The sequence below is a fragment of the Blastopirellula marina DSM 3645 genome, assembly GCF_000153105.1.
GTDB lineage: Bacteria > Planctomycetota > Planctomycetia > Pirellulales > Pirellulaceae > Blastopirellula > Blastopirellula marina.
Window position 1 is genome coordinate 113,054 of record NZ_CH672376.1, and the last position, 13,783, is coordinate 126,836.

Annotated in this window: 16 protein-coding genes and 1 tRNA gene; 9 read left to right on the top strand and 8 right to left on the bottom strand. The window is 56.5% G+C overall.

The window, feature by feature from the left end:
- Window positions 1-49: 49 nt before the first annotated feature.
- Window positions 50-625, bottom strand: coding sequence for an NADPH-dependent FMN reductase (locus tag DSM3645_RS02080; RefSeq protein WP_002650340.1), 576 nt, complete (start codon window positions 623-625; stop codon window positions 50-52).
- A 416-nt stretch (window positions 626-1,041) separates the two neighbouring features.
- On the opposite strand from DSM3645_RS02080, the gene DSM3645_RS02085 reads away from it, so the two are divergent.
- A complete protein-coding gene (locus tag DSM3645_RS02085) occupies window positions 1,042-2,139 on the top strand; it encodes a hypothetical protein (RefSeq protein WP_131282118.1) in 1,098 nt (365 codons plus the stop codon).
- 151 nt (window positions 2,140-2,290) lie between these two features.
- Here the strand turns inward: DSM3645_RS02085 and DSM3645_RS02090 are convergent, their stop codons facing one another.
- From DSM3645_RS02090 to DSM3645_RS02105, 4 genes are all read right to left on the bottom strand, one after another.
- Window positions 2,291-3,412: a DUF6268 family outer membrane beta-barrel protein gene (locus DSM3645_RS02090; RefSeq protein ID WP_002650342.1), complete on the bottom strand. Its 1,122-nt coding sequence runs from the start codon at window positions 3,410-3,412 to the stop codon at window positions 2,291-2,293.
- 24 nt (window positions 3,413-3,436) lie between these two features.
- Window positions 3,437-4,627 (bottom strand): hypothetical protein, encoded by a 1,191-nt coding sequence (locus tag DSM3645_RS27550; RefSeq protein WP_002650343.1) that lies wholly within the window; start codon window positions 4,625-4,627, stop codon window positions 3,437-3,439.
- A gap of 122 nt (window positions 4,628-4,749) precedes the next feature.
- Window positions 4,750-5,271, bottom strand: coding sequence for a DUF1572 family protein (locus DSM3645_RS02100; protein ID WP_081444689.1), 522 nt, complete (start codon window positions 5,269-5,271; stop codon window positions 4,750-4,752).
- Between the two features lie 161 nt (window positions 5,272-5,432).
- Window positions 5,433-5,506: transfer RNA gene (locus DSM3645_RS02105), tRNA-His, on the bottom strand.
- A 537-nt stretch (window positions 5,507-6,043) separates the two neighbouring features.
- Here DSM3645_RS02105 and DSM3645_RS02110 point away from each other — a divergent pair.
- Window positions 6,044-7,012, top strand: coding sequence for a DUF1559 domain-containing protein (locus DSM3645_RS02110; RefSeq protein ID WP_040351536.1), 969 nt, complete (start codon window positions 6,044-6,046; stop codon window positions 7,010-7,012).
- Window positions 7,013-7,056: 44 nt separating this feature from the next.
- Window positions 7,057-7,482 (top strand): hypothetical protein, encoded by a 426-nt coding sequence (locus DSM3645_RS02115; RefSeq protein ID WP_040351537.1) that lies wholly within the window; start codon window positions 7,057-7,059, stop codon window positions 7,480-7,482.
- 146 nt (window positions 7,483-7,628) lie between these two features.
- Here DSM3645_RS02115 and mddA read toward each other — a convergent pair whose 3' ends face one another.
- On the bottom strand, window positions 7,629-8,357 hold the full coding sequence (mddA, locus tag DSM3645_RS02120; RefSeq protein WP_002650349.1) for a methanethiol S-methyltransferase: 729 nt from the start codon (window positions 8,355-8,357) through the stop codon (window positions 7,629-7,631).
- A gap of 219 nt (window positions 8,358-8,576) precedes the next feature.
- On the opposite strand from mddA, the gene DSM3645_RS27555 reads away from it, so the two are divergent.
- The 5 genes from DSM3645_RS27555 (at window position 8,577) to DSM3645_RS02145 (ending at window position 10,726) form a co-directional block, all read left to right on the top strand.
- Window positions 8,577-8,924 (top strand): hypothetical protein, encoded by a 348-nt coding sequence (locus tag DSM3645_RS27555; RefSeq protein WP_002650350.1) that lies wholly within the window; start codon window positions 8,577-8,579, stop codon window positions 8,922-8,924.
- Window positions 8,925-8,979: 55 nt separating this feature from the next.
- On the top strand, window positions 8,980-9,195 hold the full coding sequence (locus tag DSM3645_RS02130; protein WP_002650351.1) for a hypothetical protein: 216 nt from the start codon (window positions 8,980-8,982) through the stop codon (window positions 9,193-9,195).
- A gap of 123 nt (window positions 9,196-9,318) precedes the next feature.
- Window positions 9,319-9,663: a hypothetical protein gene (locus tag DSM3645_RS02135; RefSeq protein WP_131282121.1), complete on the top strand. Its 345-nt coding sequence runs from the start codon at window positions 9,319-9,321 to the stop codon at window positions 9,661-9,663.
- Between the two features lie 6 nt (window positions 9,664-9,669).
- The gene (locus tag DSM3645_RS02140; RefSeq protein ID WP_002650353.1) at window positions 9,670-10,188 is read left to right on the top strand and encodes a DinB family protein; all 519 of its coding nucleotides are present in this window, start codon (window positions 9,670-9,672) and stop codon (window positions 10,186-10,188) included.
- Window positions 10,189-10,234: 46 nt separating this feature from the next.
- On the top strand, window positions 10,235-10,726 hold the full coding sequence (locus DSM3645_RS02145) for a hypothetical protein (protein ID WP_131282124.1): 492 nt from the start codon (window positions 10,235-10,237) through the stop codon (window positions 10,724-10,726).
- A gap of 111 nt (window positions 10,727-10,837) precedes the next feature.
- On the opposite strand, the gene DSM3645_RS02150 is transcribed toward DSM3645_RS02145, so the two are convergent.
- Together DSM3645_RS02150 and DSM3645_RS02155 are read right to left on the bottom strand one after the other, a co-directional pair.
- Window positions 10,838-11,236, bottom strand: coding sequence for a hypothetical protein (locus DSM3645_RS02150; protein WP_002650355.1), 399 nt, complete (start codon window positions 11,234-11,236; stop codon window positions 10,838-10,840).
- Window positions 11,237-11,299: 63 nt separating this feature from the next.
- The gene (locus DSM3645_RS02155; protein ID WP_002650356.1) at window positions 11,300-12,253 is read right to left on the bottom strand and encodes a DUF1559 domain-containing protein; all 954 of its coding nucleotides are present in this window, start codon (window positions 12,251-12,253) and stop codon (window positions 11,300-11,302) included.
- 251 nt (window positions 12,254-12,504) lie between these two features.
- Here DSM3645_RS02155 and DSM3645_RS02160 point away from each other — a divergent pair, with 251 nt between their 5' ends.
- Window positions 12,505-13,683 (top strand): HD domain-containing protein, encoded by a 1,179-nt coding sequence (locus tag DSM3645_RS02160; protein WP_002650357.1) that lies wholly within the window; start codon window positions 12,505-12,507, stop codon window positions 13,681-13,683.
- Window positions 13,684-13,783: the final 100 nt, after the last annotated feature.

The window sequence follows — 13,783 nt, forward strand, 5'->3', positions numbered from 1 at the left end:
TAGCGAGAGAGGAAATAGGGGAAAGAGTTATAGCGGATATCTAGCGCCGCTAACTCTTGAGCCGAGAGGCCAAATGAACGAGCGTTTCGCCGAGTGCGTGGATCGCCGCGTGACGTTCCAGGTCTTTCAGCGATCCGTCGGCGGAGAAAGCGTCGGACGCGTTGGGAACCGCAACCTGATCGGGCAGCACGACGACGCCGATGTTGCTGAGGATCGAACGAACATGGACCAGCCCGCGCAGTCCGCCGAGTGCGCCCGGCGATGCGCTCATGAGCGCGGCGACCTTGCCGCGATAGGCGGCCAGCCGGGGTTCGTTGGGGTCGGGCCGCGACACCCAGTCGATCGTGTTCTTTAGCAGCGGCGTGATCGAGCTGTTGTACTCTGGGCAAGAGAGGAGCAGCGCATCGTTTTGCAGGAAGAGCTGCTTCAGCTTCTTGACGTTTTCAGGACGGCCTTTGGCTTCCAGATCTTGATCGAAGATCGGCAATGGGTAATCCGCCAAATCGATCAGCGTGACTTCGGCGCCAGCCGCTTCAGCTCCGGCGGCGGCGATCGAGATCACTTGTTTGTTGAAGGATTCGCGTCGCGCACTGCCGGCGAACGCCAGGACTTTGACTTTGGACATACAAGCGGCCTCGTCTGGATGGTCGTCAAAATCGGCTCAATAGACATGGTTAAAATTGTATCGCCAACGCTCGAGGGTGGCGATGCGTCCCACGGTTGACCGCTAAAACGGCGGGTATGGAAAAAGTTTGCATGTCACGGACAGTTCGGGAAGTCATTGCAAGACCCTCTTGTTGGCAAGCTGTAGCGAAGACGCCGATGAACTGGCCCTTTCACCAAAGGCGTTATTCCGAACGTCCCGATGCGGCAAGGCATGACGCTTCTCCCGTGAAAGCTCAGCGGAGGTTGATGCGACGTCGATGATGAAGCAAGTCGGCCTTCGTCCATTTCTGAGGCCAGCAAGTCGAATTGGCGCTGCCCCCGCCTTTTTGTGCGAACCAAGTTTCACCTTAAGTCTTGCTAATCGGGAGCTGTTCCATGAGACGATTGCTTTGTGTCGCCGGTCTATTAGGAGCGGCTTGCTGGATGACAGGCGACCTTCGCGCCGCCGAGTATCTGTTGATCGACGACGCGCCCCAACCGGTTGACGTCTCGCGTGTCTCCTATCAATACGGTTCGTTGTCCGACGGCGGCCATTGCTCGGATCTGGTTGACTGCGAATGCGGATCGGCGATCGAAGAAGGCTGCTGCGCGGCTGTTTACGATTGCGGCCCGACTTGCGGATGCGAGGGATCTGGTTGCGGTTGCTGCGGCGATCATGATGGTTGGCTGAGCCGGTTTCTCGTGCCGGGGGATCAATGCTTCACCGACTTCATCAGCCCGATGACCAATCCCGTTTTCTTTGAAGACCCGCGAACGCTTACCGAAGCTCGCTTTATCTATTTGCATCATCAGGTGCCCAATGGCGCCCTGGGCGGCAACGTCAACGTGATCGCACTGCAATTGCGCGCCGCATTGACCGAGAACTTGTCGATCATCGCCACCAAAGATGGCTTCTTGACATCCACCAACCCGCTGATCGACGATGGTTGGGCCGACGTCTCGGCTGGTTTGAAATACAATCTCTACAAAGATCCGTCGCGACAGCGATTGTTGAGCGCTGGCTTTACGTTTGAAATGCCGGTTGGCAGTACGCGTTCGTTGCAGGGGAATGGAGACGGGATGTTTGACCTGTTCCTGACCGGCGGAACGCAATTTGGCCGCAACAACCACTGGGTATCGGCCTCTGGATTTTTGCTGCCGACCGACAAATCGGCCGAAAGCTCGATCTGGTTTTGGTCCAACCACGTCGATCATCGGATCGCCGGCACCAACTTCTATCTGTTGGGCGAAACCAACTGGTATCACTACATGAGCTCGGGCAAAGCGTTCAACACGGCGCCGATTGAAGGGGGCGATCTCTTCAACTTTGGAACCGTCGGAGTCGCCGGCAACGACATCGTCACCGGAGCGCTAGGCGTGAAGTACAAACCGCACTCCAAGATGGAACTCGGCTTTGCGTGGGAGACCCCGCTGACCGAACGTCGCGACGTGCTGCAGAATCGCCTGACGGTTGATTGCATCTTCCGCTACTAAATCATTTTTGTAAGTCGGGCCTTGGCCTGACGACTCTGACTCAGCCGGTTAGCCCAGATGGTTTCGCCATCTGGGCTAACTTCTTTTGAAAAGAGAACCCGCCTGAAGTTAGCGGCGCATTTCGGCCAAGGCCTGATTGACCCTCTGCGGTTTAGAACCACCAGCCGCTGCGGATCATGACGGTGTCGGTCATGTCGAGCGTGTAGGGATTTTCTTTGTATTCTAATTCGCGACCGAAGACGTAGCCGAATTCGATAAACGATTTGCCGCCGCCGTCACGGCGACGTTCCATCCCAAAGATCACTCGATAGTCCGAGAGCGTCAGCAGGTCGCCGGCGCCGTTGCTGCGTTGGACGGCCCACGTGCCGCCGCCGAGTTCGCCGGTGACGTACCACCAATCTTCATAGCCTGGTCCATAGTCCCACAGCTGGCTGTAGCGCGGCCGTGGGAAGGTCAGCTCTAGTTTGCGGTTCTCGCCGGTCCAGACGACGCCGGCAATCGGCAGGATATTGAAGTCGTCGCGATTCAACCAGACGACGCCGCCGAGAAGCTGCCAGCTGGGGGTCCAATTGTAGGTCGCGATCGCCATCGCGCTGGGGCGAAACGCGTCGCTCTGCTGCAGTTTAAAGTCGCTGTAGTAGCCGGCGGTGCCTGAGAGAATCAGCCCCCAACGTTCGTTGATCGGACGAATCCACCGCGTCGTCAGGTAGACGTCGTACAGCGTCGCCGGTGCGTCAATCGATTCTGGTCCGACCAGAAAATGCATGCCGTAGCCCGGCGTCACGATCAGCGGCGAGTCGATGGTCGGCGCCGGAAATCCAAGCGTGATCGTCGCCAACACGTCGGTGATGCCGATGTTATCTCCGCTGCCGGCGATCCAAGTGCTATCGGTCGTCAGCGCCTGTAAGACGCCTGGCTTGCTGGTCGCGAGAATCGGCCGCGTGCGAAAGATCTCGTCTTCATCCAGCCGCAGCCCCTCTCCCATTTGAATGTCGTACGGCATTTCGTCCAGTTCTGGAGGAATCACCGCCGCAGCTGTCTGCGCGATCGGCATGGTCGCGTCAGCCGGCGTATTGAAGGGGCTGCTTTGGGGAAAGACGTCGGTCGGCGGCAGCGGCTGCACCGCTTCGTACGGAAGCTGGCGATCCGAGACGCCAAGATTCGAGGACGATTGGCTGTTGGAGCTCCAAGGCACGTACTGTGCGCAGACCGTTTCTGTCGCCAGACAGAGCGGAAACAGCGCTAGCCAGAATCGGAGCGAGTTGAATTGCACAGAGTTATTTCTGACGGGGATCGCTTAGAAATTGAAACCGGTACGCAGCATCAGCGTGCTATCAACATCCAAGGTCGGAATGGCGCTGCGATAGACCAGTTGACGCTCCCATACGTAGCCGAGCTCGATAAACGCCTTCAAGCGATTGGGATGCGTCGCTTCGGCGCCGAAGAAGACGCGATAGTCGTTGATGTCGACCTGATCGTCGACAAAACCCATGCCGGTATCGCGCTGGATGGTCCAACTGCCGCCGCCGTACTCGGCGCCGATGTACCACCAGACTTCTTTGTCGCCCAGCGTCGTCCAGTACTTCGAGATGCGGGGATAAGGGAAGACCAGGTCGTACTTCGATCGACTATCGGGTTGCCAGGTCACGCCGACCACCGGCAACAATTTAATATCCAAGCGATCAATGTAGACGACGCCGGCTTTGACGGTCGTCGTGGGAGTCAACCGCACCGCGGCGACGCCCAATCCTTGATACCGCATGCTATTGGTGTTGAACGTTTTGAAGTCGGTGTAAACGCCTGCCCGAAAGCCAAGCTCAGCGAATAAGCGCGGAGTCAGCTCCGGATTCCAGGCAAAGTCGAGATACGCGCTGTAGGCGTTGCCCGGCAAGTTTTGCACCACGTTTTGGGGACCGTCCCACAAGTGCAGCACAAACGCAGGCGTTACCAACAGCGGCTGCGTACTGCCGAGGAAATCGGGAAACTGGGCAGTGGCCGAAACGTCGAAATCTTGCGTCTGCAGCGCGGTGTCCGCTTCGGTCAGTTTGGGCAACCACGTATAGCGGAAGCCGACGTTTTCTAAGAACCGCTCGTACGGAATCGACGGAAACTCGGTCGTCGGTTGATAGATCGGCGGCTGAGCGCCATATGCCGGCGCCGTTTGATTGGGGTAGTAAGCCGGCGGTCCGCCTGCAAACCCAGCCGGCGGAGTGGTCGGCGGCGGGGGATAGCTCATCGGCGGCGGATATGATGGCGCGGCATAGGTAGCCGCCGGCGTCGGCGGATACGAACTAAATTGCGTACCGGTAGCGTAAGGATCAAATGGCTGGATGCCGCCAGACAAGTTGGCCGGTGGTTGCACTCCATAAGGAGAAGGCGCAACCGTATTGATCGGCGTTGGAGCCTGGATACGCTGTGCTAGCAATGCCGTCGGCGCGGCTAGCAGCAGTGCGCCGACGATGATCGTGTTTTTGAAAATTTCGCCCACGATTCTCTCAAGCAAACGGTCGCCTAGTGACGATGAACAATAGTTGGGAAAGTCGTGGGGTGTAATTACCAGCGACCGCCAACCCGGTCAAGGCGAACTTGCGCACCATGGGCAATTTGCTGCTACGGCGATTTCCCTTCTTCTGCGGATTGCGGCGTCCAATAGAACTGATAGTTCTCTGCCTGCATCTGCCGCGTCAGGCAGATGATCTCTTGCGTGTGTCCAAAAAAATGAGACACGCTGTGAACCGCCGCCTGCCAACCGCTGACGTTGTTTCCTTGCACGCGTCGCGGCTGCAACATCTCGGCGGCGTCCACTTTTTCGAGCGCGGCGATCGCTTCGTCCAATGTTGCGCGCAGATCGCTCAGCAGTTGCTTGGTCGGAATTGGATCGCGCTCGGCGAATTCGGCAGGGCGATCGCGCACGTCGGGCGCACCGCCGACGCCAGAGATCAAATGCTGCCGCACATTCCCCCCCAAGTGAACCAGGATCGTGCCGATCGAGTTCATGCCGGGGCCAGGCCTGCGCCAGATTTGCGCGTCGGAAAGCTGGGAGACGCAATGTTCGATCCGGTCAAAACAACCGTTCAAGCAGCGAACGAATTCGATAGAAACAGCGGAAGTAACATCTACGGCGGTTGGCATCGACTTCTCCTAGCGGCGGCGATCGAGGAACAAAAACAACGTTGTTTTTGAAGTAGACGCGGTCCGCGAGAACCGGTTCGCCGGGTCGAGAAGGCCCGCCGACAAAGATGCCTAAACTGTTTGTAGGCAATCCTTTAGAGAATCAACTTCGACGAACTAAGGGTGGATAGAGGGATTTGAACCCACGACCCCTGGAATCACAATCCAGTGCTCTAACCAACTGAGCTATACCCACCGTAGTCGTCAAAACGCCCCAGTTTAAAGCGAGTCCGCCCGGTCGTCAACGGCCGGGAAGCTGCCGGATTCAATTTCGTCGGATCGGCCGATACGCCAAAGACGATCGGTCGGTTCACGTTAGGACGGAAGTCGCTGAGGTATTTCTCTAGAGGGTCGACGGTGGTAGCTGGTTCGCACGCTCCCCTTCTTCACGGCAGGCAAGACCGATCTGCGGCAGCATTGCGCCTGGTCTCTCGCATTGGATTCGCCGTGGTTGATTCAGCGGCAATGATGGGATTGGGCCTCGATGAAGTTTTTCGCCACGCTGCGCAAAAAGCACCGTTGGCGGAGATAAATGTTCTTCACTTTGCGCAAAGTGGTCGCTATTTTGCGAGCCAATATTAACTTCTGAATTCCTAGAATCGTTGCCCGGATTCTAGTTGAAGCTCGTCGACAATTTTGGCTAGGCTTAGATTTTTGTTCATGGTGCACAAGCTTGCAGGGGCGTCGCTTCTTGCCGCGTTCGCTTGGTTTCATTCTGTCATGAGGAGAGAACATGCTAATTCGCCTACGTAAGGCATTTACGCTTGTCGAACTATTGGTGGTGATCGCCATTATCGGCGTTCTGATCGCGCTGCTGTTGCCGGCGGTTCAACAGGCTCGTGAAGCTGCACGTCGGATGCAGTGCACCAATCAAATGAAGCAGCTTGGCATCGCGATGCACAACTATCACGATACCTTTGGCAACCTGCCGCCGAGCAATGCCGAAATCGATAATTTCGCGCCGAATCCACCGCAACGCGAGTGGGGTTGGGCGCCGCGGATCTTGCCGTTCATGGAACAATCGGCCATCTACGATCAAATCGATTTCACCAAAGCATCGTACGATCGCGTGGGAAGTTGGGGCAGTTGGAACGATAGTCTGATGGATGATCCCAGCGTGATCTGCAACTACAAGGTGGTGCGAATGGTGCATCAGCCGTTTCTCTGTCCGTCCAATTCGATCGGCGGAGAGCCGATGGTCGAGGACGAATTTGGCGAATATTATAAGCTGTCGCAATCGGATTACGCCGCGAATATCGGCGATCATAAAAACAAGACCGGTATCGGCTTGCCGGCGTCGGACGCTGGCTATAATTCGGGTGCTGGAAACGATATCGTCATGCCGCGCGGAGTGATCGGCTGCCGTGATTGGGCGGCGCAGTTCAAAGACATCGGCGACGGCTTGTCCAATACTTACTTGCTGGGCGAATGCGTCGGCGCTTGGAGCAAGTGGCAGAACTTTGGCGCTACCTGCTTTGCCTCGACCGCCTGGCCGGTCAATTATCGCAACCGCGACTTTCTCGACGGCACGCTCGACTCGGGCGATTGGGATTACAACATCACCTTTCGCAGCTTTCATCCCGGCGGCGCCAACTTTTTGATGTGCGATGGGTCGGTCCGTTTGATTACAGAAACGGCGGACGGCGTCGCTTATCGAGCCGGCGCTTCGCGTTTCGGCGGCGAAGCGATTCCTCTGCCGTAACGTGACCTATTTTGCTCATCCAAACGTATAGCAGGAGCGATTTCATGTCGCGATGTATTCCAGTTTGTTTGTTAGTCTGCGTCGCTTTGGTGGGCTGCTCCCAAGGGCCAGCCCTGGGTAAAGTGACCGGACAAGTCAACTACCAAGGCAAACCGCTGTCTCACGGCACGATCTTGTTCGAGATTTCCGGCGGCGGTTTCGCCCATGGGGAAATCAAGGATGGTCAGATTATTAACGTCGGTACGAGTGATCGCGGCGTCGGCGTTCCCCTGGGAGAAGCGTCTGTGGTGATCCAATCGATCGAGACGGTCGAGTCGAAGAAAAATCGCCGCAGCGAAGCCGGCGGCGACGGCGGAATGGATTATGGACGCGATTTGATTCCGGTTCGTTATTCCAATCCGACGACCAGCGGGCTCTCGGCGACCATCGAACGCGGCGAGAACGTGTTGACGTTCGACCTGACCAAGTAACGATTTCGCAGTTAGAAGCGAGCAAAATAATAGCCGTCCCTGCCCAAAGGCAAGGACGGCTTTTTTGTTTCAGCAAGTGGGCAGAGGCAAGTCGGTTCCACGTCGAATGATTCAACGCCTAGTCAGCGTCGTCGGCGGCGGCATGCTTAAAACAGTTTCGGAATAAACATCCGCACATCGCGGCGGTATTGTTTGTAGTCGTCGCCGTGGACCGCGATGAGATCGCGTTCTTCCAGCGGAATCGCCATCAGAATGTAGGCGGTCGTGCCGAGCGCGAACAACAAATGGCCGAGCGTCATCGTCGGCGCCATCCAAAAGACCATGAACCAGCCGACGTAGAGCGGATGACGGATATAGCGATAGAGGAGCGGCGTCTGAAACTGCAGCGGATGATAGTCGGCTCCCCGCAAGTAGAACCACGCTTGTCGCAGTCCGAACAAATCAAAGTGGCTGATCAGGCAAGTCGAGACAAACACAAGCGCCCAACCCAATCCGTACAGCGTGTAGAGCGTCGCTTGCGCTGGTAAGGAGGTTACCTGCCAAATCACCAGCGGCAGCGGCTGCCAAACCAAAAAGAGGACGATCATCGCGAGGTTGGTCGAGAATACGTACAGACTTCGTTCGGCCGCTTTCGGAATATACTGCGTCAGCCAACGTTTGAACGCAGGTCGGGCCATTCCAGAATGCTGTATTCCAAACGCCGCGATCAACAGCAAGTTGACGATGATCGCGCCGGCGGTTCCCCATTGCGCCGGAGCGTCGATCGTGCGAGGAATCCACAGGTCGCCAATGAATGCGATCGAATAGAGGAAGACGCCCAAAAACATCGTGTAGGCGATACAGCCAAACGCGAACACCAAAACTCGTTTTCCCATGATCGATTCTCCTCTAATTGGCTGCTGGGTTTCTGTAATATACCGCGAAGCGTAAAAACGCCGTCGTTGTTTCAGGCATTGTCGCTGGATCGCCCGTTTTTCTCGGCAATCGGTGGTGATTCCGAGGGGACTTGCGCGTTAGGATGAAGCGTGCGACGACGCTTGCTGCAAGCGCGACTTGCGGCGAATTATTTCCTACTTCTGCAGAAAGAGAATGCTATGTCGCGCTACGAAGGGAAACCGTTCGTACGTTTGCTCGAGTGCTATATCTTGTCGGCGATTGACGAGTTGCCTGAGGTCTATGCGGAAAAGCTGAATGAAATGGGCCCGGCCTTGAAAGAGACGTATAACCTGGAGGGGGGCTGGCGCGACGTCGTGGCGCAGGTGATGCATTTTCCGGATACGGTCGACGACGAGTTGCGCAACATGTGGGCGCACAATCAGACGATCGCCGCGCAAAACGGTCAGATTCTCGCGGCCGAAGCGTTCGCTCAAGCGGTCGTTGATCAGAACTTTAAAGAAGAAACGCAAGGCGAACCCCCGGCTGCCGCTGACGAAGAAGAGTAGACGACGGCTGCGGCAAAGATCGTACGACCAAGCTCACAACCGCGGCGCCCAGCAGATGATCGATCCACCGAAAAAGAAAGAATTGAGTCTGACCGGCAAGTCGATCCAGGCCTGCGGTTCGCTGCTGGGCGTGACCGCAGCGCTGGGTGCGATGGTGATGCTGGATTACAGCGGGCTGATTACCGGCGCGCTGTTTGGCGGCGGGGGAGGCTTGATCGGTTCGTTGCTTGCAATGCCGTTTGCCGCAATGTTTCCGGAGGAGCCTTTGTAGCGGCGCGCTAGACCACGTCGCTCGGGTGCAGGAAATAAAAGCGAGTCCGTCGTACTGTCGAGTTCGGTTTTCATGCAGTTTCGACTTAGAACGCTTGTCCTTGTCGTCGCTGGGATTGCGATCGTGTTGGCGATCGGCCGCCAGGTGGGGCTGCTTTGGCTGCTGTTCTTCTTCTTTGTCGCTGGATTCATTGCGCCGGCTATTCTGAAAAATGCTTGGCTTCGCATGGGGATCGCATTCGGCATTTCCGGCGGTTCGATTTGGATGATGCAGGTGTTCTTACATTCCGCGTTAGTAGATGAATTCCAGTCGCCGCTAAGCGCGTTAACTGCCGAGAGCTTGCCGTCTTCAATTTTTCTCGGCCTGATTGCAGTCGCCACGAGTTCTCTTCTGCGCTGGAGCGTGCTCGCGGTCACTTGGCGGCATCCGGCGATTGTTAATTCGGCTGGAGCGTCAACCAAGGAGTAGGCCGCGATGCTCGACACGCTGAAGTCCCTACTAACCGGCCAATATCAAGCGTCCCTCTGGATGCTGCAGCGTTGTCTCGAGCAATGTCCCGGCGCGGCGTGGGACCAGCCGGTCGCGAATCTCAAGTTTTGCCAGGCCGCTTTTCACGCACTTTTTTTTACGGACTACTATCTTTGCGCAAGTCCTGCAGATCTCAAATTGCAGACGTTTCATCAGCAGCACGCGGCCGAGTTTCGCGATTATGAAGAGATGGAGCCGCGTCAGCAACGATGGACTTATGACCGCGCGTTCCTCCGTTCTTATGTCCAGCATTGCCGCACTAAGTCGATCGAAGTCATCCAGCAAGAGACCGCAGAGTCGCTGGCCGCGGCTTGCGGGTTTGCGCCAAAAACGTTCTCAAGGGCAGAGCTGCACGTCTACAACATTCGCCATATTCAGCATCATGCGGCTCAATTAAGCTTGCGTCTACGGCTAGATTTCGACGAAGATATCTCTTGGTTAGGAACAGGCTGGAAAGAGGCGTGATTATGAAAGCTTCCCCATAACGGAGGTGCCCATGAATTTCTGCTTCATGAGTAGTCATCTTTATCGCGCTGTTGCTATTATCTCTATTCTTTTGACGGTTTGCTTGCTGTTTGATCGCGAAGAACTTTCTTCCAACCAATTGGCCCTTTTGCTGGAAGGGGACGAGAGCGTCGATCTCTCACACATCGAGGCCTTCGGTCACCACCGACATCTCGAGTGTCATGATCCTCAGGTGATTCAATACCTGAAGCGATGTCTGGTGGATTCGACGCACGACGGATGTTCGTTTCCGGAGTCGGAAGAAGAAATTCGTTCTCACAGCGGTTACGTTTCGTACTACGTCACCTTTTGTACGCACGACGGACAAGAATGCACGATGTACTGCGACGTTTCTAACCGCGACCTCTGCTTGCTGGTCCCAGAACTCCAGCCGGTCGGTGAAGTTGGCGCTCCCAACCGCCGCGCTCAGTTTCCTCAACCGATGCCGGAGAAGCTGACCAAATTGCTGGCCGCGCTGACGGCGGAGGAAGACTTTTGATTGAAGGTTGACGATCATCCTCGGCCAGTGAAATAGCGCCGCATGCGAGAGCAGACCTTGCGCGCCAACTGTGGTTGGCGCGCAAGGTCGTTGTGCGCGGCGCCCGCCTGGCTATTTCTTTTTCTTTGGCACGTCAAAGTCAATGCTGCTCGAACTGGCGGGCAGTTCCGCTTTGGTTTCAAACGTGGGGAATAGCGGCTGGCCATCGGCATTGTCACCGTGGGCGATTCCGTCGTACCCCTCGATCCGCACTAGGTGCGGGCCGCCGACGACGCCGAGCGCTTCCCTGGTATCGAACGCGCCTTGGCGAATGATCGCAACGCTGCCGTGGCCGCTATTGCCGGCTGTCGTATCAGGCTCAAAGTAGATCGTGCCGTTAGGAACAGGCTGGCCGTCGTAAGTGACATGACCGTGGAGGTGGATCGTAGAGTTGGTGGGACCGCACCCGATCAACAGCGGAGCCGCCAGCCAGAAGATCGCGATGGAACCTTGCAAGGAGATGGGACGCATGAGAGGACTCGCTTGTCGAGGAGGCATGAAAAAGAAGGCTCGTTGCGCTAGAAGAAGCCGCCGCTAACGAGGGAAGCCTCCCGTGGGAAGTTGGTCATCCAGCTTGCCAAGTTGACGATAGAGATTCAGGTCGATCGTCTCTGACATAAAATGAACCGATCCATCTCCCAGTAAAAAGTGACATCCGCCGGGGTGGTAACTGCCAAACAGCTTGGACATCACGTTCAGCGTATCGTGCGTCAGTCCGACCTTGGGATTCGAGTTGATTTGATCTCGGGCGGCGGCCAAAACCCAGGGGCAACCAAAAGCATCGGTCTTGGTCCCAGAGGCCCAACTGGTGTAGATGCCGTCAGCGCGTCCTTCAGGAGTCAGCGCATACTTCGTTTCGCCGACCATCAGCGTGTTCGATGTGCCGTCGACAATATCGCGAAACTTGCTCTTCGAGTTGAAGTGCAAAATACCGTTGCGATAGAAGACGCGATTGCCCGATTGGTTCGAGCAGCTTTCCTCGGCAGCCGTGCCGCCTCCTTGCACGCCAAAGTAGCTAATCGTCGCCCAGTCGTCCCGCGCGCCGGGATCGGAGGAGCACTGAAACGCGGGATTGTTCAGCTTGAACTGCGCATGATTGGCAGATGTGCCGGGTCGGTTTTCGGTGGTCGTAAAAGCGGCGTCGACGTCAAATAATTCGTAACGATTGATCTGCTCAAGATAAGGCAAGATCGCTACGCTCCACGGTTCGCGCGCATCAGCATCGACGCCAGTCCCGGTGCACCAACTGCTACTCGTGTAGGTCAGATTTTTTGCGTTGCGTACGCCTGCCGGAAAATTGCCTTTGACGTCGTGATGATTGTGCAGCGCCAATCCAATCTGTTTCAGTCGGTTGGTGCATTCCATCCGCCGAGCCGCTTCGCGGGCTTGCTGGACGGCGGGAAGTAAGAGAGCGATCAAGACGCCGATGATGGCGATTACCACCAGCAACTCGACGAGCGTAAATGCTCTGCGGTTTTGCAATGACATAGAAATTCACCAAATGAAGGGTAAGGTATAACGACGGGATTTTCGGGGAAAATAGCCAGGAAATCAATGACAAAAAGGCCCTGCTCACCATAAGGGGGAAAGATTGCTTTCCAGATTGCACAGAAAGTGAAAGATCACACGACAAGGAGCGATGGAAGACCGCGCTTCGACTTGCTTTGGCGATAGGTGCGGCGTAGACTTTGCGCGCAATTGGCTAACTATTGACCCTGCTAGCAGTTAGAATCACCAGCGTGATCCAGAAAACCTCGACCCCGTCGTTGACGGCGGCCGCATCGATCCAGGAAGAGCCTTTGTCGATCATCGGCGGACCGAACTACCAACAGCGCGAAGCGATCTTGCTCGCACCTTATGCGATGTTCAGCGCCAATACGCGCGGGCGAAATGTGATCGAAGCGGATCAGCCCTATCGCAGTCCCTTTCAGCGCGACCGGGATCGTGTGGTTCACTCAAGCGCCTATCGTCGCTTGAGCGACAAAACCCAAGTTTTCTCTGGAGTTAGCGACTATCATCGGACCCGACTGACCCACACGATCGAGGTCGCGTCGGTGGCGCGAACGATGGGCCGCGTCTTCCGCCTGAACGAAGACCTGGTCGAAGCGTTGGCCCATTTGCACGACATCGGCCATCCTCCTTATGGGCATTCGGGAGAAGACGTTCTGGCCGAGTGCATGTCGGCGGTCGGCGGATTCTCGCACAATCAGTTCGGCCTGGTCTTGGTCGACCAGTTAGAGACCCGTTCGCCGGCGTATGACGGTTTAAATCTGACGCAAGAGGTGCTCGACAGTCAGCGGACGCGAATTGACAAGACCGGCGCCGCGCCGCAATCTCCGCTGTTTGAAGCCCAAATCGTGGAAGCGGCCGACAGCGTAACGTATGATGCGCATGACGTGGACGACGCGGTCAAAGTCGGACTTGTGCGGATCGAGCAAGTTCTCGAGCTGCCGCTGGTCCGGCGCTGCCACCAACAAGCGTGCGAGCGGTATGGCCGCGTGGAGGGGAGCGTGCTGAGAAAGATGATTGTTCATGAACTGATCGATCTCCAGGTGCGTAACGTAATTGAGAACATCGGCGCAGCGCTCGCCGAGAACCCGCCGCAAAGCGCGGAGGAAGTTCAGTCGCGGCCTCCGCTGGTGACGATGAGCGCCGAACTATTGGCGGAGAAACGCGAGCTAGAGAGATTTCTGTACCACGAAGTCTATCGACATCCGGCGATCGTCCGATTTCGAGAGCAGGTGCAGCACCAACTTACGACGATGTATCGGGGCTATTTGCAGCATCCCGAGTGGTTGCCTGCCAAGATCGCCGGTCGCCTAGACCAATGGGGTCACGAGCGAGCGGCGGGGTACTATTTGGCGACCATGACCGATACTTATTGTACAAACGAATTTAAAAAGCGATTCGGCGCCTGACGCCCTTGGGGGGTGACTTAGAGGCAAGTCATCCGCTAGAATGTTGGGTTGGAACGGAACAGAGACACCTCTTACACTTTGATGCCGCACGGTTCATGCA

Bases quoted from the DNA above. Each gene is read 5' to 3' on its own strand.
- DSM3645_RS02155 (WP_002650356.1), bottom strand. From the start codon at position 12,253: ATGTCATTGCAAAACCGCAGAGCATTTACGCTCGTCGAGTTGCTGGTG.
- DSM3645_RS02110 (WP_040351536.1), top strand. From the start codon at position 6,044: ATGCTAATTCGCCTACGTAAGGCATTTACGCTTGTCGAACTATTGGTG.
- DSM3645_RS02130 (WP_002650351.1), top strand. From the start codon at position 8,980: ATGATCGATCCACCGAAAAAGAAAGAATTGAGTCTGACCGGCAAGTCG.
- DSM3645_RS02080 (WP_002650340.1), bottom strand. From the start codon at position 625: ATGTCCAAAGTCAAAGTCCTGGCGTTCGCCGGCAGTGCGCGACGCGAA.
- DSM3645_RS02145 (WP_131282124.1), top strand. From the start codon at position 10,235: ATGAGTAGTCATCTTTATCGCGCTGTTGCTATTATCTCTATTCTTTTG.
- DSM3645_RS27555 (WP_002650350.1), top strand. From the start codon at position 8,577: ATGTCGCGCTACGAAGGGAAACCGTTCGTACGTTTGCTCGAGTGCTAT.
- mddA (WP_002650349.1), bottom strand. From the start codon at position 8,357: ATGGGAAAACGAGTTTTGGTGTTCGCGTTTGGCTGTATCGCCTACACG.
- DSM3645_RS02115 (WP_040351537.1), top strand. From the start codon at position 7,057: ATGTCGCGATGTATTCCAGTTTGTTTGTTAGTCTGCGTCGCTTTGGTG.
- DSM3645_RS02150 (WP_002650355.1), bottom strand. From the start codon at position 11,236: ATGCGTCCCATCTCCTTGCAAGGTTCCATCGCGATCTTCTGGCTGGCG.
- DSM3645_RS02085 (WP_131282118.1), top strand. From the start codon at position 1,042: ATGAGACGATTGCTTTGTGTCGCCGGTCTATTAGGAGCGGCTTGCTGG.
- DSM3645_RS02140 (WP_002650353.1), top strand. From the start codon at position 9,670: ATGCTCGACACGCTGAAGTCCCTACTAACCGGCCAATATCAAGCGTCC.
- DSM3645_RS02100 (WP_081444689.1), bottom strand. From the start codon at position 5,271: ATGCCAACCGCCGTAGATGTTACTTCCGCTGTTTCTATCGAATTCGTT.